At 68.5% G+C, this 24,977-nt stretch carries 22 protein-coding genes and 1 pseudogene; 19 read left to right on the top strand and 4 right to left on the bottom strand.

Annotated elements, in window-relative coordinates:
* Position 1 precedes the first annotated feature (1 nt).
* Entirely contained in the window at positions 2–949 is a 948-nt protein-coding gene (locus BN2156_RS07385; protein ID WP_162490754.1) for an alpha/beta hydrolase, read from the bottom strand.
* On the opposite strand from BN2156_RS07385, the gene BN2156_RS07380 reads away from it, so the two are divergent.
* The 9 genes from BN2156_RS07380 to BN2156_RS30665 all read left to right on the top strand — a co-directional run bounded on the left by BN2156_RS07380 (position 912) and on the right by BN2156_RS30665 (position 10,453).
* A complete protein-coding gene (locus tag BN2156_RS07380) occupies positions 912–1,670 on the top strand; it encodes a lysoplasmalogenase (protein WP_162490753.1) in 759 nt (252 codons plus the stop codon). The two genes, BN2156_RS07385 and BN2156_RS07380, sit on opposite strands and share 38 nt — an antisense overlap.
* Positions 1,667–3,667: a primosomal protein N' gene (locus BN2156_RS07375; RefSeq protein WP_090511904.1), complete on the top strand. Its 2,001-nt coding sequence runs from the start codon at positions 1,667–1,669 to the stop codon at positions 3,665–3,667. Before BN2156_RS07380 ends, BN2156_RS07375 begins: the two co-directional genes overlap by 4 nt.
* 48 nt (positions 3,668–3,715) lie before the next feature.
* Entirely contained in the window at positions 3,716–5,542 is a 1,827-nt protein-coding gene (locus tag BN2156_RS07370) for a DUF2207 domain-containing protein (RefSeq protein WP_090511902.1), read from the top strand.
* Positions 5,536–6,072 (top strand): LemA family protein, encoded by a 537-nt coding sequence (locus BN2156_RS07365; protein ID WP_090511899.1) that lies wholly within the window; start codon positions 5,536–5,538, stop codon positions 6,070–6,072. Before BN2156_RS07370 ends, BN2156_RS07365 begins: the two co-directional genes overlap by 7 nt.
* 33 nt (positions 6,073–6,105) lie before the next feature.
* Positions 6,106–7,035: a methionyl-tRNA formyltransferase gene (gene fmt / locus BN2156_RS07360; RefSeq protein WP_090511895.1), complete on the top strand. Its 930-nt coding sequence runs from the start codon at positions 6,106–6,108 to the stop codon at positions 7,033–7,035.
* Entirely contained in the window at positions 7,032–8,432 is a 1,401-nt protein-coding gene (locus BN2156_RS07355; RefSeq protein ID WP_090511893.1) for an RsmB/NOP family class I SAM-dependent RNA methyltransferase, read from the top strand. Before fmt ends, BN2156_RS07355 begins: the two co-directional genes overlap by 4 nt.
* Before the next feature lie 5 nt (positions 8,433–8,437).
* A complete protein-coding gene (gene rpe, locus BN2156_RS07350; protein WP_090511890.1) occupies positions 8,438–9,142 on the top strand; it encodes a ribulose-phosphate 3-epimerase in 705 nt (234 codons plus the stop codon).
* Positions 9,139–10,140 (top strand): bifunctional diaminohydroxyphosphoribosylaminopyrimidine deaminase/5-amino-6-(5-phosphoribosylamino)uracil reductase RibD, encoded by a 1,002-nt coding sequence (gene ribD, locus BN2156_RS07345; RefSeq protein WP_090511888.1) that lies wholly within the window; start codon positions 9,139–9,141, stop codon positions 10,138–10,140. The genes rpe and ribD overlap by 4 nt, the downstream gene beginning before the upstream one ends.
* A gap of 154 nt (positions 10,141–10,294) precedes the next feature.
* Positions 10,295–10,453, top strand: a complete 159-nt coding sequence (locus BN2156_RS30665) for a hypothetical protein (RefSeq protein ID WP_159402824.1) — start codon at positions 10,295–10,297, stop codon at positions 10,451–10,453.
* Positions 10,454–10,458: 5 nt separating this feature from the next.
* On the opposite strand, the gene BN2156_RS07340 is transcribed toward BN2156_RS30665, so the two are convergent.
* A complete protein-coding gene (locus BN2156_RS07340) occupies positions 10,459–12,135 on the bottom strand; it encodes an MFS transporter (RefSeq protein ID WP_090511885.1) in 1,677 nt (558 codons plus the stop codon).
* Positions 12,135–12,848, bottom strand: a complete 714-nt coding sequence (locus BN2156_RS07335; protein WP_090511883.1) for an LppX_LprAFG lipoprotein — start codon at positions 12,846–12,848, stop codon at positions 12,135–12,137. The genes BN2156_RS07340 and BN2156_RS07335 overlap by 1 nt, the downstream gene beginning before the upstream one ends.
* 73 nt (positions 12,849–12,921) lie before the next feature.
* Here BN2156_RS07335 and BN2156_RS07330 point away from each other — a divergent pair, with 73 nt between their 5' ends.
* From BN2156_RS07330 to BN2156_RS07315, 4 genes are all read left to right on the top strand, one after another.
* Entirely contained in the window at positions 12,922–13,521 is a 600-nt protein-coding gene (locus BN2156_RS07330; RefSeq protein WP_090511881.1) for a riboflavin synthase, read from the top strand.
* Positions 13,522–13,615: 94 nt separating this feature from the next.
* Complete coding sequence (locus BN2156_RS07325; protein ID WP_090511879.1) at positions 13,616–14,944, top strand: bifunctional 3,4-dihydroxy-2-butanone-4-phosphate synthase/GTP cyclohydrolase II; 1,329 nt, start codon at positions 13,616–13,618, stop codon at positions 14,942–14,944.
* Positions 14,941–15,420 (top strand): 6,7-dimethyl-8-ribityllumazine synthase, encoded by a 480-nt coding sequence (gene ribH / locus BN2156_RS07320; RefSeq protein ID WP_090511876.1) that lies wholly within the window; start codon positions 14,941–14,943, stop codon positions 15,418–15,420. Before BN2156_RS07325 ends, ribH begins: the two co-directional genes overlap by 4 nt.
* Positions 15,421–15,427: 7 nt before the next feature.
* Positions 15,428–15,880 (top strand): PH domain-containing protein, encoded by a 453-nt coding sequence (locus BN2156_RS07315; RefSeq protein ID WP_090511874.1) that lies wholly within the window; start codon positions 15,428–15,430, stop codon positions 15,878–15,880.
* A gap of 11 nt (positions 15,881–15,891) precedes the next feature.
* Here BN2156_RS07315 and BN2156_RS07310 read toward each other — a convergent pair whose 3' ends face one another.
* Positions 15,892–17,856: a gamma-glutamyltransferase family protein gene (locus tag BN2156_RS07310; RefSeq protein ID WP_210436581.1), complete on the bottom strand. Its 1,965-nt coding sequence runs from the start codon at positions 17,854–17,856 to the stop codon at positions 15,892–15,894.
* A gap of 50 nt (positions 17,857–17,906) precedes the next feature.
* On the opposite strand from BN2156_RS07310, the gene uvrC reads away from it, so the two are divergent.
* The 6 genes and pseudogenes from uvrC (at position 17,907) to BN2156_RS07270 (ending at position 24,899) form a co-directional block, all read left to right on the top strand.
* Positions 17,907–19,994 carry an excinuclease ABC subunit UvrC gene (gene uvrC / locus BN2156_RS07300; RefSeq protein WP_090511870.1) on the top strand — a complete coding sequence of 696 codons (2,088 nt, stop codon included), beginning with the start codon at positions 17,907–17,909 and terminating at the stop codon, positions 19,992–19,994.
* 37 nt (positions 19,995–20,031) lie between these two features.
* Complete coding sequence (rapZ, locus tag BN2156_RS07295) at positions 20,032–20,946, top strand: RNase adapter RapZ (RefSeq protein ID WP_044518226.1); 915 nt, start codon at positions 20,032–20,034, stop codon at positions 20,944–20,946.
* The gene (gene yvcK, locus BN2156_RS07290) at positions 20,943–22,004 is read left to right on the top strand and encodes a uridine diphosphate-N-acetylglucosamine-binding protein YvcK (RefSeq protein ID WP_090511867.1); all 1,062 of its coding nucleotides are present in this window, start codon (positions 20,943–20,945) and stop codon (positions 22,002–22,004) included. The genes rapZ and yvcK overlap by 4 nt, the downstream gene beginning before the upstream one ends.
* Positions 22,001–22,911, top strand: a pseudogene (whiA, locus tag BN2156_RS07285) (DNA-binding protein WhiA). The gene yvcK and the pseudogene whiA overlap by 4 nt, the downstream one beginning before the upstream one ends.
* Positions 22,912–23,322: 411 nt before the next feature.
* Positions 23,323–23,979, top strand: a complete 657-nt coding sequence (locus tag BN2156_RS07275; RefSeq protein ID WP_090511862.1) for a TetR/AcrR family transcriptional regulator — start codon at positions 23,323–23,325, stop codon at positions 23,977–23,979.
* 5 nt (positions 23,980–23,984) lie between these two features.
* Entirely contained in the window at positions 23,985–24,899 is a 915-nt protein-coding gene (locus tag BN2156_RS07270; RefSeq protein ID WP_090511860.1) for a sterol desaturase family protein, read from the top strand.
* Positions 24,900–24,977: the final 78 nt, after the last annotated feature.

Raw genomic sequence — 24,977 nt, 5'->3', positions numbered from 1 at the left:
GTCAGCCGTGCAGTGCCTCCCGCAGTGCGGCCATCGCCCTATCGAATGCCTCGGTAGTCGCCGGGACCACACCGACATAGCCGAGGTAGCCGTGCACCAGAGTCTCGGCGTGGTCCAGCTGCACCGGCACACCTGCGGCACCCAGCAATTCGGCGTAGCGGATGCCGTCATCGCGCAACGGGTCGTGCCCGGCGACCGCGATGTAGGCCGGTGCGAGGCCGGACAGGTCGGCCGCGCGGGCCGGCACCAGCGTGGCCGGCGGGTCGGACAGATCGACGTGACCGGCGTACCAGCGGGAGAACCCGGTGACGGCGTCGAGTCCGAGGATCGGCGCCGTGGCGTTCTCTTTGAACGACGGCAGGCTGGTGTCCCACGTCGTGGCCGGGTACCAGAGCAACTGGAAAAGCAGCCCGGGAAGGCCTGCGTCACGCGCCAGCAGTGCCACGACCGCACTCAGGTTGCCGCCCGCCGAATCCCCGGCCACAGCCATCCGGGTGGCGTCGACGCCGAGTTCGGCGGCATTGGCGGCGACCCACTGCGTCACCGCCCACACGTCGTCGACCGCGGCGGGGTACGGGTGTTCCGGAGCCAGCCGGTAGTCCACCGACACCACGACCGCGTCGGCGGCCACGGCATGCTGGCGCGCGGTGCCGTCGTAACTGTCCAGGTCACCCAGCGCCCAGCCGCCACCGTGGATGAACACCACGACCGGCATCGTCGTGCCGTCGGCGGTAGGTGGACGGTATATCCGCACCGGGACCGGGCCGGCCGGCCCGGGGACCTCACGGTCCTCAGTTTTCACGTCGGGATGGACCGGTAGCCGCGGAATCTCACTGAACTGGCGTCGGGCCTCCTCGACACCGATGTCAGTGGATAGTTGGAACGGCACTGCCTCCAGTACCTTCTGCAGAATGGCATCGACAGCCGGTTTCTCATCAGCAACGGACATTCCGCCACCGTACGCACCTCGCCGGACGGTGTGGTTGTGGGGCACCGCCGCGGTCATCGGCGCGGCTTACGGCCTGTTTCTCCTCGTGGTGGCTTTGAGGCTGCCGGCCGGTTCCGACCTCACCGGCCAGTTCTTCGCCCAACCCGCCGTCAAGGCGCTGCCAGCGCTGTTGCTGGCGGCAGCCGCTTGGTCACACCCGATCGTGCGGGAACGCCGCTGGCTGGTCGGTGCGCTGGTGTTCTCCGCCCTCGGTGACTTCCTGCTCGCCATCCCGTGGTGGCAGCCGTCCTTCGTGCTGGGGCTGGCCGCGTTCCTGGTCGCGCACCTGTGCTTCCTGGGCGCGCTGGTGCCACTGGCGCGCCGATCGACGCCGCGGCTGATCGCCGTGGCGCTCACCGTCCTGGCCTGCCTGGCGCTGCTGACCTGGTTCTGGCCCCGTCTCATCGAGCAGGGTATGGCCGTTCCGGTGGTCGCCTACATCGGGGTGCTCGGCGCCATGGTGTGCACGGCGTTGCTGGCCCGGCTGCCCACACCGTGGACCGCGGCCGGCGCCGTGTGTTTCGCGGTGTCGGACTCCATGATCGGCATCAGCCAGTTCGTGCGGGGCGATCAGCTGCTCGCCGTGCCGATCTGGTGGGCGTACGCGACGTCGCTGCTGTTGATCACGGCGGGTCTGTTCTTCGGCCGGGCGTCAGACAAGTCTGCTAAAGCTGGGCAGTGACGATCACCCGCCGCGCCGCCGAGCATGAGCCCATCGCGCGGGTGCTTCCCCTTCTCACGGTCCCGCACCTGGACCGGGAGTTCGACTATCTGGTGTCCGAGGAGCAATCCGACGACGCCCAGCCCGGCGTGCGAGTCCGGGTGCGCTTCAACGGCAGGCTGGTCGACGCGTACCTGCTGGAGCGACGATCCGATACCGACCACACCGGGAAGCTGGGCTGGCTCGACCGGGTGGTCTCGCCCGAGCCGGTGCTCACCCCGGAGGTCCGTCGGCTCGTCGACGCGGTCGCCGCGCGCTACGCCGGCACCCGCGCGGATGTTTTGCGCCTGGCGGTGCCGCCACGCCATGCCAGGGTCGAGAAGCAGACTCCCGACGAGCCGGAACCGATCTCGACCGGGCCCGTCGATACCAGCGCCTGGGCTCGTTACGGTCGCGGCGAACAGTTCCTGACCGCGGTCGCCGAGGGCCGGGCGGCTCGAGCGGTGTGGCAGGCCTTGCCCGGGGAGAACTGGGCGCACCGGCTGGCTGAAGCGGCCGCGGTGGCGGTCAATGCGGGCCTGGGCGTGGTGGCGGTGGTGCCCGATCAGCGTGACGTGGATGCCTTGTACGCCGCGTCCGCCGAACGGGTACCGGAGTCGCGGGTGGTCGCGTTGTCGGCCGGGCTGGGCCCCTCGGCCCGCTACCGCCGCTGGCTGGCGGTGCTGCGGGGCCAGGCCCAACTGGTGATCGGCACCCGCAGCGCGGTATTCGCGCCGGTGGCCAACCTCGGGCTGGTCCTGGTGTGGGACGACGGCGACGACAACCTCGCCGAACCGCGGGCCCCCTATCCGCATGCCCGCGAGGTCGCCATGCTGCGCGCCCATCAGCTGCGGTGCTCCGCGATCATCGGCGGTTACGCGCGGACCGCCGAGGCGCAGGCCCTGGTGCGGACCCGCTGGGCGCACGACGTGGTGGCACCCCGGCCGGTGGTCCGGGCCGCCGCACCCCGGGTGGTCGCGCTGGAGGACAGCGGGTACGCCCAGGAACGCGATCCGGCCGCCCACACCGCCCGGCTGCCGTCGATGGCGCTGCAGGCTGCCCGGTCGGCGCTGCAGGCCGAACATCCGGTGCTCATCCAGGTTCCGCGGCGCGGGTACGTGCCGGCACTGGCCTGCGCGCGGTGCCGGGCCGTGACCCGCTGCAGGCACTGCACCGGCCCGCTGGCCCTGCCGGACCGGGGGAGCGCCGCCGCGGAATGCCGGTGGTGTGGCCGCGCCGAACCCGCGTTGCGTTGTGCGCGTTGTGGTTCGGATGCGGTGCGAGCGGTCGTGGTGGGTGCCCGCCGGACCGCGGAAGAGTTGGGCCGGGCGTTTCCCGGCACGTCGGTGATCACCTCGGGCGGCGACGCGGTGCTCGGTGCGGTGGGGGCCGGCCCGGCCCTGGTGGTCAGCACACCCGGCGCCGAGCCGATCGCCGAAGGCGGTTACGGCGCGGCACTGCTGCTCGACGCCTGGGCGCTGCTGGGCCGGCAGGACCTGCGCGCCGCCGAGGACACGCTGCGCCGGTGGATGGCCGCGGCGGCCCTGGTCCGGCCACGCACCGACGGTGGCGTGGTCGCCGTGGTGGCGGAGTCGGCCATCTCCACCGTGCAGGCGCTCATCCGGTGGGATCCGGTGGGGCACGCCGACGCCGAACTCGACGGGCGCGGTGAGGTGGGCCTGCCGCCGGCGGTGCACATGGCAGCCATCGACGGCACGACGACGGCGGTCGAGGCACTGCTCGAAACGGCACGGCTACCGGATGTCGCGGAAATCCTCGGGCCGGTGGAACTACCCGTGGGCGCCCGCCGCCCACCCGGGCTTGCGTCCGACGCCGAGGTGAACCGCATGCTGGTCCGGGTGCCCCGCGACGGGGGACTGGAGTTGGCCGCCGCCCTGCGCCGGGCCACCGCGGTGCTCAGTGCGCGCAAGGATCAGCAACCATGTCGTATCCAAATCGACCCGTTGCACATAGGTTAGGGCGGATACTTCACCCGTTGCCGGTGAGTGCCGAATCAGGAGGCTGCCATGCGCCGGGTGTGCTCGTGGTTGTTTGCGTTGGGGCTCATCGCCTTTGGCCTGCTGTGGCCGCTGGTGTTCACCGGCGGGTCCGGGTCGGGCGTCGGGGTAGGCCCGGCCGATCCGGTGGTGATCACCGACTACCGGGCCGATTTCACCGTCGACGCCGACGGGCGGATGTCCGCGGTCGAGACCGTCACCGGCGACTTCCCCAGCGGACGGCACGGCATCTTCCGCTACTGGGATGTGGCCAATCAGAACAATTCCCACGTTCGGCAGGTGCCCGAGATCGTGTCGATCACGATGGATGGCGCGCCGGTGACCTACCAACTGCTGTGGGAGAGCGGCAAACGGTTCCGGGTGGCCAAGATCGGTGACCCCGCCACCACCCTGGACTGGGGCAGCCACGTCTTCGAGATCCGCTACACGATCGACGGTGTCCTGGATCCGGGCACCGCCGGCGCCGAGCGCCAGTTCGCCGCGAACACCGGTAACCCCGATGCTCCCTCGGCGTTCTACTGGAACGTCGTCGCCCCGGCGTGGAACAACACGATCGAGCGGGCCGAGATCTCGGTCACCCTGCCGGCCGAGGTGACCGGGGCCGGGTGCAGCGTCGGCTTCGGCGTCGGCCGGGCGTGTGCGGATCTGCGCACCGAGGGCAACGCCGTGCGCCTGACGGCGACCGGCCTGGACCCCCACACACCGGTGACGCTGCGGGCCGGCGTCGACGTGGTGACACCGCCGCAGACCACCCTGCCGTGGCCCAATACCTGGGACCGGATCCTGGGCCGGTCGGTGACCGCGTTGTTCTGGTTCGCCCTGCTGACCGCCGGGATGGGACTGCTGGCCTACTTCTGGTCTCGCACCACGGTCGAACCGTCACCGGGATTCCCGGTGCAGTACGCGCCGCCGGAAGGACTCGGACCGGTGCAGACCGAGTTCATCCGCACCGAGACAGTCCCCAAGAACGGCCTGAGCGCAACGCTGTTCCACCTCGCCGAGCGCGGGCTCATCGAGCTGCGGCAGGTCAGTGACAAGCACTGGAAGATCAGGGGTCTCGCCAAGCCTGCGGACTGGGGCGAAGTCGATCCGGTCGGCGTCGAAGTGGGTGCGGCGCTGAAGGTGATGTCGGTGGGCGCCGAGTTCTCGGCGAAGAACTCCGCGACGTCGGGCAAAAAGCTGAGCAAGGCCAAGACGGATATGGCCGTCGCCGTCCGCAAGTGGGCGTTCGATGGAGGTTTCCTGGTCCGGCGTGGCAAGGAACTGTGGGTCCGCGTCGCCAATGTGGTGGCATTCCTCGCCGCACTGGCGGGCTTCTTCCTCTGGTTCGGGATCACGTTGTGGGGTGTGCCCTTCGCGGTGTTCTTCCTGTGCTCGCTGCGTGGTTGGCGGGGCGGTGTCGGTACGCGCCGCACTCCCGCCGGCCGGGAATTGTGGTCGCGGGCAGAGGGTTTCCACCGCCTGCTGTCCACCGAATCGGCCGAGACCAGATTCGACTTCTCCGCCCGCAAGGACCTCTACCTGGCCTACATCCCGTTCGCGGTGGCCGGTGGTGCGGCCGCACTGTGGGCCAAGAAGTATCAGGACACCGTGGGGGCTCCTGCGCCCCAACCGGATTGGTACAACTCGTCGTCATCGTCGTCGGGCGACAGTCACGGTTTCACCGGCGGATCCGGCGGAGCGGACTTCGACAGTTTCGAATCGGCACTATCGTCATCGATCGGGGCGTACACCGCCTCGCAGTCGTCCTCCTCCTCATCGAGCGGCGGGTCATCGTCGTCTGGTGGAGGCGGCGGCGGTGGCGGCGGAGGAGGGGGAGGAGGCGGCTCGTGGTGAGACTGCTGTTGGTCGTGGTGCTGGTCCTGGCGGTGGCGGTCCTGGTGGGCTTCGTCGTCGGTTACAACAAGCTGCGGGCGGCCGACGTGCGCGTCGCCGAGGCGTTGAGCGGCATCGACGTCGAGTTGACCCGCCGGGCCGCGCTGATTCCGGCACTGGTGCAGGCGGTGGCGACGTTCGCCACACACGAGACGGCGGTCCTGGGCCGGGCAAGTACTGCGCAGGCGGCGCTGACCTCGGCGACCGGTGGTGCTTCGATAGAGCAGCGCAGTGCCGCCGAACGGAATCTCGATGCCGCCGTGTCGGGGGTACTGGCAGTGGGATCGACGTATCCGCAACTCAATTCGTCGAACAACTTCCTGAATCTGCAGGAGAATCTGGCCGACACCGAGAACAAGCTGGCGTTCGCCCGCCAGTACTACAACGATGCGGTGGCCACCCTCAACCGGCTCGTGGGAACCATTCCGTGGGTGTACCTGGCACCGCTGGCCGGAGTGTCCGAGCGGGAGTATTACCGCTCGCCGCATTAGGGAAGCGGCGGTCCGGCTCCCTAAACTGGTGCGGTGCGTCTTGTCTTTGCCGGAACTCCAGAGCCCGCCCTTCCGTCGTTGCAGCGGCTGATCGACTCGCCTCGCCACGACGTGGTCGCGGTGCTGACCCGGCCCGACGCCGCCGCCGGGCGTCGCGGTAAGCCCGCGCCGTCACCGGTCGCGCAGCTGGCGCTCGAGCACGACATACCGGTCCTACGGCCGGCCAGGCCCAACTCCGATGAGTTCATCGCCGAGCTGTCCGAGCTGGCACCTGAGTGCTGTGCCGTCGTGGCCTACGGCGCACTGCTGAGCGAACGCCTGCTCGCGGTGCCACGGCATGGCTGGATCAATCTCCACTTCTCGTTGCTCCCGGCCTGGCGCGGGGCAGCACCGGTGCAGGCCTCGCTGGCCGCCGGTGACGAGGTGACCGGAGCCACGACGTTCCTCATCGAGCCGGCGCTCGACTCGGGCCCGGTCTACGGGGTGGTCACCGAGCGGGTGCGTGACACCGATACGGCCGGCGAACTGCTTGGGCGGCTTGCTGATTCGGGTGCCGCACTGCTGGAGTCGACGTTGGACGGTATCGCCGAGGGCGCCCTGACCGCGGTGCCGCAGCCGGCCGACGGGGTGAGCCTGGCGCCCAAGATCACCGTGGAGTCGGCCCGCGTTCGCTGGGAGCTGCCGGCCCACGTCGTCGACCGCCAGATTCGTGCGGTCACGCCGAATCCCGGTGCGTGGACGATGATCGGGGACCTACGCGTCAAGGTCGGTCCGGTCACGGTGGAGCACTCGCAAGATGTGTTGGCGCCCGGTGACATTCGGGTCGAGCGCAACGCGGTGCTGGTCGGTACCGGGTCGCGGCCGGTCCGGCTGGGGCAGATCCAGCCGCCCGGAAAGAAACTCATGAACGCCGCCGACTGGGCCCGCGGCGCACGACTGGAGGATTCGGTGCGCGCATCATGAGCAGGCCCTCGAACCGGCAGAACCGCCCGCCGCAACGCAACCGGCAGCACCGTCGCACCCCGCTCGACCCCGCCCGCCGGGCGGCCTTCGACGTGCTGCGTGCGGTGTCTGAGCGCGATTCGTATGCCAACCTGGCCCTGCCTGCCCTGCTGCGGGAACGGGGGATCGAGGGCCGTGATGCGGCGTTCGCCACCGAGCTCACCTACGGAGCCTGCCGTACCAAGGGGCTGCTCGACGCCGTCATCGAGGCGGCCGCCGGGCGACCGCCCGATCGGATCGACCCCGTGCTGCTCGACCTGCTGCGGCTCGGCACCTACCAGCTGCTGCGCACCCGGGTGGAGCCGCACGCCGCGGTGTCCACCACCGTGGAACAGGCCGGAATCGAATTCGACTCGGCCCGAGCCGGTTTCGTCAACGGAGTGTTGCGGACGGTCTCGCGCAGCACCGAGCAGGAATGGATGGAGCAGCTGGCCCCGCCTGCGGCCACCGACCCGGTCGGGCACGCCGCGTTCCTCCACGCCCACCCGCGCTGGATCGCCCAGGCGTTCACCGACGCGCTGGGCGCCCGGGCCGGGGAACTCGACGCCCTGCTGACCAGTGACGACGAGCGCCCGGTGGTGCACCTGGCGGCCCGGCCCACCGCGCTGACCGCGGCCGAGCTGGCCGCGGCGGCGGACGGCACCGTGGGTCGGTATTCGCCCTATGCCGTCTACCTGTCCGGTGGCGACCCCGGGCAAATCGCGGCCGTGCGCGACGGAGCCGCCCAGGTGCAGGACGAGGGCAGCCAGTTGGTCGCCCGCGCGCTGACCCTGGCCGAGCTCGACGGCCCGGACAACGGTCGCTGGCTCGACCTGTGCGCGGGCCCGGGCGGCAAGACCGCGCTGCTGGCCTCCATCGGTGCGGCTTCGGGCGCCCGGGTCACCGCGGTCGAGCCCGCACCGCGGCGTGCTGACCTGGTCGAGGAGAACACCCGGGGGCTCGACGTCGACGTCCAACGCGTCGACGGCCGGGAATCCGGCCTGGAACCCGGCTTCGACCGCGTCCTGGTCGACGCCCCCTGCACCGGTCTGGGGGCGTTGCGCCGCCGCCCCGAAGCGCGGTGGCGACGCCAGCCCGGTGACGTCCCGGGGCTGGCGAAACTGCAGCGCGAGCTGCTCGCCGCGGCCATCGCGCTGACCCGTCCCGGCGGCGTCGTCCTCTATGCGACCTGTTCACCACACCTGGCCGAGACGGTCGGTGTGGTGGCCGACGCCGTGCGCAGGCATCCGGTGACCCAACTCGACACCCGGGAGCTGTTTGCCCCGGCCGAGGATCTCGGTGATGGACCGCACGTCCAGCTGTGGCCGCACCGGCACGGGACCGATGCGATGTTCGCCGCCGCCCTGAAAGTAGGCTGACCGCCATGGCAGACCTCCGCGCACGCGAGGAGCACAAGACTCCATTGATCGCCCCGTCCATCCTGTCCGCGGACTTCGCGCGGCTGTCCGATGAGGTCGCCGCGGTGGCCGGGGCCGACTGGCTGCATGTCGACGTCATGGACAACCACTTCGTGCCCAACCTCACGCTGGGTCTGCCGGTGGTGGAGTCCCTGCTCAAGGCGACCGACATCCCGATGGACTGCCATCTGATGATCGACCAACCCGAACGCTGGGCGCCGCCGTACGCCGAGGCCGGTGCGTACAACGTCACGTTCCACGCCGAAGCCACCGACAATCCGATCGGTGTGGCTCGCGATATCCGGGCTGCCGGTGCCAAGGCCGGCCTGTCGGTGAAGCCGGGCACCCCGCTGGAGCCCTACCTGGAGATCCTCAAGGAATTCGACACCCTTCTGGTGATGTCGGTGGAGCCCGGTTTCGGTGGGCAGAAGTTCATCCCGGAGGTGCTCGCCAAGGTCAGCACCGCGCGCCGGCTCGTCGATGCCGGTGAGCTGACCATCGTCGTCGAGATCGACGGCGGCATCAACGCCGACACCATCGAGCAGGCCGCCGAGGCCGGTGTGGACTGCTTCGTCGCCGGTTCGGCGGTGTACAGCGCGGCCGATCCGGCCGCCGCGGTGAAGTCCCTGCGCCAGCAGGCTGCGAGCGCGTCGAGACATCTGACGCTATGACGCCAGAGGCCGCGATGCGGCTGGCCATCGAGCAAGCCGAACAGGTCAAGGGCTCGACCTATCCCAATCCGCCGGTCGGCGCGGTGATCCTGGACAGCGACGGGCAGATCGCCGGTGTCGGCGGGACACAGCCTGTCGGCGGTCCGCACGCCGAGGTGATGGCGTTGCAGGCAGCGGGGGACCGGGCCAAGGGCGGCACCGCTGTGGTCACCCTGGAGCCGTGCAATCACCACGGCCGGACTCCGCCGTGCGTGGATGCGCTTCTGGCGGCCGGGATTTCGACTGTTGCCTTTGCGGTTTCCGACCCCAACCCCGTGGCCGAGGGCGGGGCTCAGCGGCTGGCCGAAGCCGGTGTGGTGGTACGCGCCGGGGTGTTGGCCGATGAGGTCGAAAAGGGGCCGTTGCGCGAGTGGCTGCACAAGCAGCGCACCGGATTGCCGCATGTGACATGGAAATTCGCCACCAGTGTGGACGGCCGCAGCGCCGCCGCCGACGGTTCCAGCCAGTGGATCACCAGCGAGGCCGCCCGCGCGGACGTCCACCGCAAGCGGTTCGCGGCCGACGCGATCGTGGTCGGCACCGGGACTGTCTTTGTCGACGATCCGACGCTGACGGCGCGCCTGGCCGACGGCACGCCGGCCGACCATCAGCCCCTGCGGGTCGTGGTCGGTATGCGGGACGTGTCGTCGGACGCCAAGGTGCTCAACGATGATTCGCGCACCATGCTGATCCGCACCCACGATCCGCATGAGGTGATGCGGTCGCTGGGCGACCGGACCGATGTGCTGCTGGAGGGTGGACCGACCCTGGCCGGCGCCTTCCTGCGAGCCGGCGTGGTCAACCGGATCCTGGCCTACGTCGCGCCGATCCTGTTGGGTGGGCCGATCACGGCGGTCGATGACATCGGGGTACCCAGCATCGTGCACGCGCAGCGGTGGCGGTTCGACGGCATCACCGCCATCGGGCCGGATGTTCGCCTGAGTCTGGTGCCCAACTGATCGCAGGCTCGCAGTAGGTAGCCAGACAAGGTTAGGCTTACCTAAGCTAAGCTGGTGAAATGCCGAGCGTTGACGGTGCTAACCGGTACACTCGTACCAAAGCGCGTTTCACTGCCGAATTTGCGCCCGGTGAACACGAGCAAAGGACGCGAGCATGACTGCACTGCAGGACTGGCTCCCCACCACCCCGTGGACTCCCCGCACGATTCGGGCGCTGGTGCGTGCCCCACTGCGCCTCGTGCTGCCCAGCCGGCCGGTTGAAGAGGCCGGCCGGGCACCACGCTTGCTCCGCCCCGGGGTCGAGCGCTGCTGATCCCGTCAGCTGGACCGGTGCCGGCCCGGCGGCTGCTGCCGCGGTAGCCGGACCGTCTCGTCCACGCGCTGGGCTCCCAGGGACTGGGTCGGAAGGTCGAACATCTCGGTCGGCGCGTCACCGCCGTCGTTGACTCCGAGATGCTCGGGAGGGCCGGCGAGTTCGTCGGCGTGGAAATGACGCGCGGCGATCAGCAGACCGAGCACCGCACCCACCACGCAGACGATCGCGGTGATACCGAAAATATCGCCGTACATCGACACGTACGCCTCGCGATAGCGGGTCGCCTGAGAGGCCAGCCGCTCCTGCAGCGACATTTCGCTGCTGGCGGCCGCGGCGGCCAGGCCCGCCAGGTGCTGGTTGAAGCGGTACAGACCCCAGGCGGACAGGCCCGCCATGCCGATCAGCATGCCGATCATCCGCGCCACCACCACGAACGCAGAGGCGATGCCGTGCTGTGCGGCAGGCACGACCCGCAGCGTGGCCGAGGTGAGCGGAGCGATCACCAGCCCGAGCCCCAGACCCACGATCGCCAGATCGGTGTCGAGCACCGGCAACTGGAACAGCATCAGGTCGTAGGTCTTGTCGAGCACATTGATCGACCAGTGGGTGATCAGCCAGAAGCCGCCGGCCGCGATCATCAGACCGGTGAAGCTGACGATGCGGTCCCCGATTCGGGTGGCGATCCAGCCACCCAGCAGCGCGCCGATCGGCAGGGCGATCAGGAACCGCAGCAGCAGGAAGGCGGCTTCGTACTTGTCCTTGCCGAGCACGCCCTGACCGAACAGTTCGACGTTGACCAGCGTCACCATCAGTGCGGCACCGGTACACAACGAGGCGGCGAGCGCGGCGAGGAACGGCACGAACTTCACACCCGCGGGCTCGATCAGCCGGGTGCGGGCGACCTTCTCCCACACGAAGAACGCCACGGTGGCCACCAGCGCGCCGATCAGGACCGGCAGGCCCCACTCGGGCAGCACCTGCTTGCCGTCCGGTTCCGGGTTGTAGAGGCCGACGACAGCCAGGCCCAGCGCGATCGCCAGCAGGAGGCCGCCGACGACATCGACCTTCTCGGGATGCTCGCTCGGCTCCTTGCCGGGCAGGCTGAAATGGATCATCACCATGGCGATGACGGCCAGCGGGACGTTGATCCAGAAAACGGCCTGCCAATGGTGGAACAGTGCCACCGCGCCGATGCCGTAGAGCGGGCCCAGGACGCTGCCGAACTCCTGCGCGGCACCGACACCGCCCAGCACTGCCGCTCGATTACGTGCGGCCCACAGATCGGCGGCCAGCGCCAGTGTCACCGGGAGCAGGGCTCCGCTGGCAGTGCCCTGCACGACGCGGCCGATGACCAGCGTGGTCAGGTCGCCGGACAGTGCGGTGATCACCGAACCGACCGCGAAACCAGCCAGACCGGCCTGGATCAGCATCTTGCGCCCGAACCGGTCCGAGGCCCGGCCCAGCAGCGGCATGGCCGCGATGTAGCCGAGCAGATAGCCGGTGATGATCGGGGTGACCTGCTGGATCTTGTTCACCGCGATCCCGACGTCGGACATGATGTCGGTCATGATGGTGACCACGACGTAGGTGTCGAGGGCACCGAGCAGCACGGCCAGGCTGCCCGCGCTGATCGCGATGTTGCGGTTGCGGCCGGTCTTCACCGACTCCGCGGCCGACATCAGGAAGCGGGCTTGGTGACGGTGACCTGCTTGCCCCAGTCAGACAGGGTCATGGTGACACTGTTGCCGGGGGTGGGTTCGAGCTTGGCCTGCAGCAGCGCGTGGTCGCCGTCTTCGGAGATCCACGCGGTGGCCGGGACCTGGCCCTCGGCCTTGAGCTGCGGGGCGATCTTGTTGACGGCGTCGGCGCTGACGGTGCCGGTCACCCGGACGCCCTCGGTGCCGCCGATGGATTCGCGACCGTCCGCCTTGGGGTCGGTGAAGTTCGACAGCACGTTCGCCAGGCCCAGGTCGGGGTTCAAGATCGTCGACACGTCGTAGATCTTTTCGGCAGGTCCGTAATCGGACAGCGGATCGCCTGCCGTCAGCGCGGCATACAGGTTCCCGTCGGCGACCACGAACTTCGCGTCGGAGATCTTCTGGCCGAAGGCGTCGAGATCCACGGTTCCCTGTGCCGCCACCGCGGGCGAGTTGGTCAGGTCGCCGTCGAGCTTCTCCACGGGGAGGCCCTTGATCGTGCCCTGCACGGTCAGCAGCAGATGCACGCTCTGCTGGGCCTTGGTGGTGGCTGCAGATTCCTGCAGCAACGTGGCGGCCTCGGGCAGCGGGGCGTTCGACGTCTCGGGAGCCGACGAGCAGCCCGCGACGAGGGCGGCCGCTGCGAAGACGATTGCGAATAAGGACTGGACTGCGAAGCGTGGGCGCGTCTGCATGACTGCATCGTAGAGGTTCGTGGCGGCCGGGCGTTTTCTCCAACTCCCAGTCGAGGCGAATACTCTGGTCGGCGTGTTCACCGGAATCGTTGAAGAGCTGGGTGTCCTGATCGACAAGGCGGAGCTGACGGATGCCGCCCGGTTCACCATCCGCGGCCCCGTGGTCACCGCCGACGCCGGCCACGGCGACTCGATCGCGGTGAACGGCGTCTGTCTGACCGTGGTGGACGTCCTGCCCGACGGCGCGTTCACCGCCGACGTCATGGGGGAGACCCTCAACCGGTCGAGCCTGGGCGGGGTCGGCGTGGGCAGCCGGGTCAACCTGGAGCGCGCCGCCGCGGTCAACAGCCGCCTGGGAGGCCACATCGTGCAGGGCCACGTGGACGGCACCGGGACTGTGATCTCCCGCACGCCCTTCGACCACTGGGAAGTGGTGCGCATCGGCCTGCCCACCACGCTGTCGCGCTATGTGGTGGAGAAGGGCTCGATCACGGTCGACGGAGTCTCCCTGACGGTGTCCGCGGTGGCCGACGACTGGTTCGAGGTGTCACTGATCCCGACTACGCGCGAGCTCACCACGCTGGGCCAGGCGGCCGTGGGGACCACGGTCAATCTCGAGGTGGACATCATCGCCAAATACGTGGAACGGCTGATGGCCGGTCCCGGTGAATAAGAGCTGGCAATAACCGCTGGATTTCGGTGGTTCATACTGGAGTCGGCATGGTCCCGCATTGGGACCTGGCATTCGAACAGGCAAGGTGGCGCAGATGACCAGGCTCGATTCCGTCGAGAGGGCGATAGCCGATATCGCGGCGGGCAAAGCCGTGGTGGTGATCGACGACGAGGACCGCGAGAACGAGGGCGATCTGATCTTCGCTGCCGAGAAGGCCACTCCCGAACTCGTCGCCTTCATGGTCCGTTACACCTCGGGCTATCTGTGCGTGCCGCTGGACGGTGAGATCTGCGACCGGCTGGGCCTGTTGCCGATGTACGCGGTCAACCAGGACAAGCACGGCACCGCCTACACCGTCACGGTGGACGCGAAAAAGGATGTCGGAACCGGCATTTCGGCATCCGACCGGGCCACCACGATGCGTGCCCTTGCCGATCCGACCACCGTCGCCGACGATTTCACCAAGCCCGGCCACGTGGTTCCGCTGCGCGCCAAGGACGGTGGGGTGCTGCGCCGCCCCGGACACACCGAGGCGGCCGTCGACCTGGCCCGCCTGGCCGGGCTGCAGCCTGCCGGCGCGATCTGCGAGATCGTCAGCCAGAAGGACGAAGGCGACATGGCACGCACCGATGAGCTGCGCGTCTTCGCTGACGATCACGACCTGGCGCTGATCTCGATCGCCGACCTGATCGAGTGGCGCCGCAAGCACGAGAAGCACATCGAGCGCATCGCCGAGGCACGGATCCCGACCCGGCACGGTGAGTTCGTGGCGGTCGGCTACAAGAGCATCTACGAGGACGTCGAGCACGTCGCGCTTGTCCGCGGTGACATCTCCGGGCCGGCCAGCGACGGTCACGACGTCCTGGTCCGGGTGCACTCCGAGTGCCTGACCGGTGACGTGTTCGGCTCGCGGCGCTGCGACTGCGGGCCGCAGCTCGATGCCGCCATGGCGATGGTGGCCCGCGAAGGCCGCGGCGTGGTGCTCTACATGCGCGGGCACGAGGGCCGGGGCATCGGTCTGATGCACAAGTTGCAGGCCTATCAGCTGCAGGACGCCGGTGAGGACACCGTCGACGCGAATCTGAAACTCGGGCTGCCCGCCGACGCGCGTGACTACGGCATCGGCGCGCAGATCCTGGTCGACCTCGGTATCCGGTCCATGCGGCTGCTGACCAACAACCCGGCCAAGCGAGTGGGCCTGGACGGCTACGGGCTGCACATCATCGAGCGGGTGCCGCTGCCGGTGCGCGCGAACTCGGAGAACATCCGCTACCTGATGACCAAGCGGGACCGGATGGGCCACGACCTCGTCGGCCTCGAAGACTATGACGAAGCGGTGAGCATGGACGATTACGACGAGGCGGTGTACCTGCTCGGTGACCGTCGGCCGCCCACTGCGACCGATTCCGGACCGAGCCTGTGAGCGGCCACGGAGTCCCTGATCTGCCCCAGATCGACGCCTCGAAGGTGAAGCTGGCGATTGTGGCCAGCACCTGGCACACCCAGATCTGCGATGCGCTGCTCGACGGGGCGCGCAAGGTCGCGGTCGAGGCCGGCATCGCCGAGCCGACCGTGGTGCGTGTGCTCGGAGCGATCGAAATCCCGGTGGTGGCACAGGCATTGGCGGTCACCCATGACGCGGTGGTGGCGCTGGGTGTGGTCATCCGCGGCCAGACCCCGCATTTCGACTACGTTTGCGATGCGGTGACGCAGGGCTTGACCCGGGTGTCGCTCGATGCGTCCACCCCGGTGGCCAACGGTGTGCTGACCACCGACAACGAGGCACAAGCCCTCGACCGTGCCGGTCTGCCGGATTCGACCGAGGACAAGGGCGCGCAGGCCGCGGCGGCAGCCCTGTCCACCGCGCTGACACTGCGGGAACTGCGTGCCAACGCGTGATGCTCAGATGACTGAACAAGCCTGGGACCTCGACATCCGGCCCTATCGGACACCGTATTTCGCCTATGGCGCGGCCCTGATCATCTTTCTGGCGCACGTTGCGGTCGGCGCCCTGCTGAAGGTCGGATCCACCGGGGTGGTGTTCCAGACCTCCGATCAGGTGGCCATCGCCTTGCTCGGAGCGATCATCGCCGGAGTGGTGCTGATGTTCGCGCGGCCCCGGCTGCGGGTCGGCCCGGCGGGGGTGGCGGTCCGTAATCTGGTCAGCTTCAAGGTGATTCCCTGGTCCGAGGCGCTCGGCGTGTCCTTCCCGACCGGCGCTCGATGGGCCCGGCTGGACCTGCCCGACGACGAGTACATCCCGGTGATGGCGATCCAGGCGATCGACAAGGGGCGTGCGGTCGAGGCCATGGACGAGGTGCGGGTCCTCATCGACCGGTACCGCTCAAAGCTGGTCTGACACAGCCACGTTCAGCCGGCATCGCCGAGCACCAGGCCCTCACGGGGGGGGGCGGCCCCCCCGATCCAGCCCGACGACGTGCGCACCAGGGCTGAGAGCCCACTGGATTGATCGGCCAGCGACACCTGGTGTCCAAGTGCCCGCAGGCCCTCGACCAATTGATCACGGTCCCCATTGGCGACCGTATCGACCAGCGGATGTTCCCCGCCGACGTTGGTCACCGGTGTGTTGGCCGCGCCGAAGTCGATCATGGATACCGCCTGCTGCGGGTCCAGGTTCCAATCCATGATGCCGACAAGGGTTTTCACGACGAACTGGATGATCACCGCCCCGCCGGGGGAGCCCAGCACCGCATACAGCCGTCCTCGTTGTGGCCCGGTCTTGTCGAACACCAGGGTGGGCGCCATGGTGCTGCGTGGGCGCTTGCCGGGCTGAATCCGGTTGGGTATGGGAAGGCCTTCGGTGCTGATCGGCTCGGCCGAGAAGTCGGTGAGCTGGTTGTTGAGCAGGAAGCCGTCGACCATGTGGAACGACCCGAACGCCGACTCGATCGTGGTGGTCAGCGAGGCGGCATTGCCGAAGCTGTCGATGACGCTGATCTGGCTGGTGCCGTGTTCGCGCGCAGGCGGGACCGTGATCGGGGGCGCGAAATCGCCGGGCGCGGCTACGCCCATCGTGTGGTACCTGGAGATCAGGGCGGCCCGGCCGGTCAGGTAGGCGCCGCTCAGCAGGGTCTCGGGTGAGCCACCGGGCAGCGGGACGAAATCGGTATCGGCGACGTAGCGGTCTCGGTCGGCATAGGCGAGGCGTTCGGCCTCGGAGATGAGATGTACCCCGGTGACCGACGGGTGCCCGCCGTTGCGGTCGACGCGGGCGGGCTTGTAGTCGCTCATCGGGAAGTGCTCGAGCATGCCGAGGGTGGCCGCCACCGCGATGCCGCCCGATGACGGCGGCGGCATCCCGCAGACTTCGCGGCCCCGGTAGGTCGTGCACACCGGGTCGCGTTGTTTGACGGTGTAACCGGCAAGATCCTGTTCCGTCAGGGCACCCGGGGTCCGGCCGCCGCTCGGATCGGTGACGGCGGCCACGACGGCGCGGGCGATGTCACCGGTGTAGAACGCCTGGGCACCCTCGGATGCGATGGCGCCCAAGGTTTTCGCATAGGCCGGGTTGGTCATCCGGGTGCCCACGGGTTTGGGACTGCCGTCGGGATTGAGGAAGTAGGCCGCGGCGGCGGGGTCCGAGCGAAGTTGGGCATCGGCGTCATCGATGGCCGCGGCCAGACGCGGGCTGATGTCGAATCCCCGATCGGCCATCGACACGGCCGGGTCGAACAGGTCGCGCCAGACCTTCTTTCCGAACTGGCGGTGGACGTCGTCGAGCAGCCGCACGATCCCGGGAACCCCGATGGACCGGCCGGACGCCCGGGCATCGGGTTTGGGGGCGGTGCGGTCGGTGTCGGACACCCACCGCAGGTAGTTCTCGGTGGCCGCGGCCGGTGCGGTCTCACGCCCGTCATAGGCGCGCACCGCATTGCCCGCCGCGTCGTAGTAGAGCAGGAAACCGCCGCCGCCGATCCCGGAGGACTGGGGCTCGACGAGGCCGAGCACGGCCTGTGCGGTCACCAGTGCGTCGGCCGCGGTGCCGCCGTCGCGCAGCACCTTGCAGGCGGCCTCGGTGGCCAGCGGATTGGCGGTGGCCACCGCGTAGGTCGTGGTGGCCACGGCTGTCATGTCGCTGCGGTAGCCGGTGCCGATCTCGGGTTGGGTGGCCAGGTCCCGGGTCGTCGGCGGTGCGGGCGGTTGGGCCGTGGGTGGCGGCGGGGGTTTGGGGAGCGGGGTGCCGTTGGACACAATCTGGCACGGTCCGGCATCGGTCCTCGCCGGGCGCCGACTGCCATCGGCGCACCCGGCAAGGATCACGGCGACGACACTGAGCAGCGCGATGACCGACCGCGTGGACGCCAGCAACCGCACAGTTCGACGGTAGCGGAGTTCCGTCGGATCGCGGCAGTAACCTGGAAACCGTGCCCGATCCAGCGACGTACCGGCCGGCGCCCGGATCGATACCAGTGGAGCCGGGCGTGTACCGGTTCCGGGACCCGCACGGTCGGGTCATCTACGTAGGTAAAGCCAAGAGCCTGCGCAGTCGGCTGACGTCGTACTTCGCCGACATCGCGAGCCTGGCGCCGCGTACCCGCCAGATGGTGATGACGGCGGGCAGTGTCGAGTGGACGGTGGTCACCACCGAGGTCGAGGCACTGCAGCTGGAGTACAACTGGATCAAGGAGTTCGATCCACGCTTCAACATCCGCTACCGCGACGACAAGACGTACCCGGTGTTGGCGGTCACTCTCAACGAGGAGTACCCGCGGTTGATGGTGTACCGCGGGCCGCGGCGCAAAGGGGTGCGCTATTTCGGCCCGTACTCGCATGCGTGGGCCATCCGGGAGACCCTCGATCTACTGACCCGGGTGTTTCCGGCCAGAACCTGTTCTGCGGGAGTATTCAAGCGGCACAGGCAGATCGACCGCCCATGTCTGCTCGGCTACATCGACAAGTGCTCGGCGCCGTGCATCGGCCGGGTCAGTGCCGAGGAGCACCGGCGCATCGTGCTGGACTTCTGCGACTTCCTGGCCGGCAAGACCGACCGGCTGGCGCGCGACATGGAGCAGCAGATGACCGCGGCCGCCGAGGAGTTGGACTTCGAGCGGGCCGCCAGGCTTCGCGATGACATCGCCGCGCTCAAGCGTGCGCTGGAGAAGCAGGCCGTCGTGCTCGGTGACGGCACCGATGCCGATGTGGTGGCGTTCGCCGATGACGACCTCGAGGCGGCCGTGCAGGTGTTCCACGTGCGGGGCGGCCGGGTGCGGGGCCAGCGCGGCTGGATCGTCGAGAAGTCCGGTGACCCAGAACAATCCGGGCAGGAGCACCTCGTCGAGCAGTTCCTCACTCAGTTCTACGGTGAGCAGGCCGAACTGGGCGGCGCCGCCGATGAGGCGACCAACCCGGTGCCGCGCGAGGTCCTGGTGCCGGTGTTGCCGCCGAATGCCGATGAACTGGCGGCCTGGTTGTCGGGGCTTCGCGGCTCGCGGGTGAGCCTGCGGGTGCCGGTGCGCGGCGACAAGCGCACCCTGGCCGAGACCGTTGCGCGCAACGCGCACGAGGCGCTGGCCCAGCACAAGCTCAAGCGTGCCGGCGACTTCAATGCGAGATCGGAAGCGCTGCAGAGTATTCAGGATTCCCTCGGGCTGGCCGATGCGCCGCTGCGGATCGAATGCGTGGACATCAGCCATGTGCAGGGCACCGACGTGGTCGCCTCGCTCGTGGTGTTCGAGGACGGGCTACCGCGTAAGTCGGACTACCGGCATTACGCGATCCGGGAGGCGGCCGGCGGGGGACGCTCGGACGACGTCGCCTCGATCGCCGAGGTGACCCGCAGGCGTTTCCTGCGACACGTGAGTGATGCGCAGCCCGATCCGGCCACCGAGCAACGTCCGCGCCGGTTCGCCTACCCACCGAACCTGTTCGTGGTGGACGGTGGTGCACCTCAGGTCAATGCGGCGGCAGCGGTGCTCGACGAGCTGGGCGTCACCGACGTCGCGGTGATCGGGCTGGCCAAGCGGCTGGAGGAAGTGTGGGTGCCCTCAGAGCCCGATCCGATCATCTTCCCGAGAAACAGTGAGGGGCTGTATCTGTTGCAGCGCGTGCGCGACGAGGCACACCGGTTCGCCATCAGCTACCACCGCAGCAAGCGGTCCAAGCGGATGACCGCCTCGGCCCTCGACTCGGTGCGAGGCTTGGGCGAACAGCGCCGCAAGGCGTTGGTGACGCATTTCGGTTCGGTGGCGCGGCTCAAGGACGCCACCGTCGAGGAGATCACCGCGGTGCCGGGGATCGGTGTGACGACGGCGAAGGCCGTCCTGGCTGCGCTCGGCGGCGAGCCGCCAATCGAGCCCGGCGGCGAGCCGCCAATCGAGCCCGGCGGCGAGCCGCCAATAGAGCAGCCCTCACCCGAACGTGATGATCCGCTAAGCGAGAACAATGCCGGACTGGGCGATTCAGGGACGCCCGCAACGGTTATCGAGGATGATCGACGCAGGGTGTCGGGATGACGGGTAACGGGGACATGAGTAGCCAGGCGGATCGCGCATGAACGAACATCTGCGCGAGGGCGGCATCGTGGGTGGTGCGGACGCGGATTCGGGTATCGACGTGGTGCTGGTCACCGGCTTGTCCGGGGCGGGGCGCGGCACGGCTGCCAAAGTGTTGGAGGACCTCGGCTGGTATGTGGCCGACAACCTGCCGCCGGAACTGATCGCCCGCATGGTCGAGTTGGGATTGGCCGCCGGATCGCGGATTACCCAGCTGGCGGTGGTGATGGATGTGCGGTCGCGTGGCTTCACCGGCGATCTCGACTGGGTGCGCAATGAATTGGCGGCGCGCAGCATCACCCCCCGGGTGTTGTTCCTGGAGGCTTCCGACGACATTTTGGTGCGCCGCTACGAGCAGAACCGGCGCAGCCACCCGTTGCAGGGCACACAGACCCTGGCGGAAGGGATTGCCGCCGAACGGGCGTTGCTGGCCCCGGTGCGCGCGGCCGCTGATCTGGTGATCGACACCTCCGCGCTGCCGGTGCCGGCGCTGCGCGAGAGCATCGAGCGAGCCTTCGGCGGTGAGACCGTCGCGTATACGAATGTCACCGTCGAATCGTTCGGCTATAAATACGGACTGCCGATGGATGCGGATACGGTGATGGACGTGCGGTTCCTGCCGAATCCGCACTGGGTCGACGAGTTGCGCCCGCACAGCGGCCAACACCCGGATGTGCGTGACTACGTACTGGGACAACCGGGGGCCAGAGAATTTCTGGACACCTACCATCGGCTGTTGGACGTGGTGATCGCCGGATACCGCCGGGAGGGGAAGCGTTATATGACCGTCGCCATCGGCTGTACCGGCGGCAAACATCGAAGTGTGGCGATCGCCGAGGCGCTGGCGGAGCGGTTGCAGGGCGGTGACGGGCTCACCGTGCACGTGCTGCACCGGGATTTGGGTCGCGAATGACGGCCCGCATCGTCGCCCTCGGTGGAGGGCATGGGTTGTACGCCACGTTGTCGGCGGCCCGGCGACTCAGCCCACACGTGACGGCCGTGGTGACGGTGGCCGACGACGGTGGTTCGTCGGGACGGTTGCGCAGCGAGCTCGACGTGGTGCCGCCGGGTGACTTGCGAATGGCGTTGGCGGCCTTGGCTTCCGACAGTCCGCACGGCCGCTTGTGGGCGACCATCATCCAGCACCGGTTCGGTGGGAGTGGCGCGCTGGCCGGTCACCCGATCGGCAATCTGATGCTGGCGGGTCTCAGCGAGGTGCTGGCCGATCCGGTTGCCGCGCTCGACGAGCTGGGGCGGATCCTGGGTGTGAAGGGCCGGGTGCTGCCGATGTGTCCGATCGCGCTGCAGATCGAGGCCGACGTCGCGGGCCTGGAGTCCGATCCCCGGATGAGCCGGGTGATCCGCGGTCAGGTGGCGATCGCCACCACGGTGGGCAAGGTACGCCGGGTCCGGCTGCTGCCGGGTGATCCACCGGCGACCCGGCAGGCCGTCGAGGCCATCATGAGCGCGGATCTCGTGGTGCTCGGGCCCGGGTCGTGGTTCACCAGTGTCATTCCCCACGTTCTGGTGCCGCAGTTGGCTGCCGCACTGCGAGCGACGACGGCGCGCCGTGCGCTCGTGCTGAACCTGGCGGCCGAGCCGGGGGAGACGGCGGGGTTCTCGGCGGAGCGTCACATCCACGTTCTGGCCCAGCATGCTCCGGACTTCAGCGTGCATGACATCATCGTCGATGCCAGCCGGGTGCCGAGCGACCGTGAACGGGAGCAACTCAGCCGCACCGCCAACATCCTCAACGCCAGAGTTGAGTTTGCTGACGTGTCCAGACCTGGTACACCTTTACATGACCCGGCGAAGTTGGCCGCGGTGCTGGAGGGGGTCCGGTTACGCGCGTCGACGCCAGGGCGGGCCGTGCAGGAGCCCACCGTTCCCACGCCCGCTGCGAGGTCGCTCGACGTCGGGCACCAGGAGCCGGCGCCGAATACACCGAGAGGGGACAATCCGTGGCGATGACAGCCGAAGTGAAGGACGAGCTGAGCCGCCTGGTAGTCAACTCGGTGACTGCTCGCCGCGCGGAGGTGGCGTCATTGTTGCGTTTTGCCGGCGGGCTGCACATCGTGGCCGGCCGGGTGGTGGTCGAGGCCGAGGTGGACCTCGGGATCATCGCGCGCCGGCTACGCAAGGACATCTACGACCTCTACGGGTACAACGCCGTGGTGCACGTGCTGTCGGCCAGTGGAATCCGGAAGAACACCCGCTATGTGGTGCGAGTGGCCGCCGATGGCGAGGCGTTGGCCCGGCAGACCGGCTTGCTCGATCTCCGCGGCCGCCCGGTTCGGGGCCTGCCCGCCCAGGTGGTGGGCGGCAGCGTCGGTGACGCCGAGGCCGCGTGGCGTGGGGCGTTCCTCGCGCACGGATCGTTGACCGAGCCGGGCCGGTCGTCGGCCCTGGAGGTCAGCTGCCCGGGCCCGGAGGCGGCGCTCGCCCTCGTCGGTGCGGCGCGTCGGCTCGGCGTGAGCGCCAAGGCCCGCGAGGTACGCGGCAGTGACCGGGTCGTGGTGCGTGACGGCGAGGCGATCGGTGCCCTGCTGACCCGGATGGGCGCCCAGGACACTCGGTTGACGTGGGAGGAGCGGCGCATGCGCCGTGAGGTCCGCGCCACCGCCAATCGTCTGGCCAATTTCGACGACGCCAACCTGCGCCGGTCGGCGATCACCTGGCCGCCGCGGGCAAGCTGCGGGTCGAGCACCGCCAGGCGTCGCTGGAGGAGCTGGGCCGGCTCGCCGACCCGCCGATGACGAAAGATGCTGTGGCCGGCCGTATCCGGCGCCTGCTGTCGATGGCCGACCGCAAGGCCAAGCAGGACGGGATTCCCGACACCGAGTCGGCGGTGACCCCGGATCTACTCGACGACGCCTGAGACAGGCGACGTCCCATCCTCAAGGCGTGTGGACGTATCACCGAGTAGCTGATGATGGCTACGTTCGCATCGAATTGGACACCGGCGACCCAGCCCCAGTCACCTGAGGTTTCCGGATCCCGTTGTAGCCAAGCATGAGTCAGGATTGCGAGCGGTCCCTGAATTCGGGGCGGTGCCTGATTGCGACCCTGTTGCTTCCTGGCGAGATCAACGAGTTCGCCGTAAGCCTTGCTCAACGCTTCATCATGGGCGCGAGCAACTGTTTGGCGGCCGACGAGCCACTGCGGCTCATACACCGGGACCCCGAAGAAGGACACTCGCCGATTGCCCCGACCGGCCGCTGACGGGACTGGCGCTATTTCGGATAGCGGGCACTATCCGAAATTTCAGATAACGGCTACTATCTGAAATATGGGCGACGATCGAAGTGGCAAGGAACCGAAGCCGGTACGGCTGACGAGAGCCGAGAACCAGGCGAGAACTCGAGCGGCACTACTCGACGCCGCCGCCCAAACCTGCGCCCGTAAGGGTTACGCCGCGGCGTCGGTGGACGAGATCGCGGCGGCAGCGGGTTACTCGGTCGGCGCCGTCTATTCGAACTTCTCCAGCAAGGAGGAGTTGTTCTCGGAGCTGATGAATGAACGTGCGTCCGGTCGGCTCGACCAGGTGGTGCAGACCATCTCCGGCAACGCCGATGAGGGACCGCTGACCGCCCTGGGGCGGATGCTCGTCGAAATCGCCGACAACGACATCGAATTCGAGGCGATCCAGGCCGAGTTCTGGCTGCACGCCGTGCGCAATCCCGATGCCATGCAGATTCTGCGGGGTCGGTCGGCCCGCACGCTGGCCGCACTGCGCGAGATCCTCACCGATGCATTGGAGCGCAACAACATCGACGACAACGTCTCCGTGGAGAGGTTCGCCGTGGTGGTTCTCGCGCTGTTCCAGGGGCTGATCCGGCAGCGCCGGATCGACGCCGACCGCGTACCCGCGGAACTGTTCGGCCAGGCACTGGCTTGGCAGCTGGCCGGTATGCCCAAGAAAGACCGCAAGAAAGACACGAGGTAGCCCCGATGGATCCGATCCGGATCGGGCTCTACGCGATGCCCGCCTTCTTCGTCCTCATGGCGGTCGAATTCCTGAGCTATCGCTTCGACAAGGACAAGGATGCCGCCCGTACCCGGCCCGCGATCTCGTGGCGGGACAGCGCAACGAACCTGTCGATCTACGCCCTGGGCCTGGTGCTGCGACCGCTCGACAAGTTCATCGCAGTCCCCATGGTCGCGATCGCCGCATCCGTGACGCCGTTGCATCTGTCGGCCTCGCACTGGTGGGTCTGGGTGCTGGCCATCGTGCTGGCCGACCTGGCCTACTACTTGCAACACCGGATGTCCCACCGGATTCGGCTGTTCTGGGCGGCGCACAACGTGCACCACTCCAGCCAGTACTTCAACCTGTCCACCGCCATGCGGTTGTCCTGGCTGATTCCCGGGTCGTTTCTGGCCACCATCGGGTACGTGGGTTTGGCCCTGATCGGCATCCCGGCCTGGCTGGTCTTCCTGTCACAGGCGATCGTGCTGCTCTACCAGTTCCCGATCCACACCGAGCGCATCGACCGACTTCCCCGCGTGATCGAGTACGTGTTCAACACCCCGTCGCATCATCGGGTGCACCACGGCGCCAACAATCCCTACCTCGACAAGAACTACGCCGGCATCTTCATCCTGTGGGACCGGATGTTCGGCACCTTCGTGGAAGAGGGCGAACCCGTGCGCTACGGGCTGACCAAGAACATCGACACCCACAACCCGATCAAGGTCAACTACCACGAGTTCGTGGCCATGGTCGGTGACGTCTGGCGGGCTCGGACCTGGCGCGGCCGGCTGGGTTACCTGTTCGGCCCGCCGGGCTGGTGCGAAAGTGACGCCAACGCAACGGACATCGAGCGCACGACGCAGAAGCCGCCGGTGATGTCCGCATCGCAGTGACCGCGTCGCCGCCTTTGCCGTGAGGCGTCCGGCCGTCGGCCACTTGTTCACTCCGGCGTCGTCGTGGCGTTGTAATGT

Origin of the sequence: Mycolicibacterium neworleansense (genome assembly GCF_001245615.1) — a bacterium.
Taxonomy (GTDB): Bacteria; Actinomycetota; Actinomycetes; order Mycobacteriales; family Mycobacteriaceae; genus Mycobacterium; species Mycobacterium neworleansense.
This window is presented reverse-complemented; position numbering and strand designations above follow the sequence as displayed.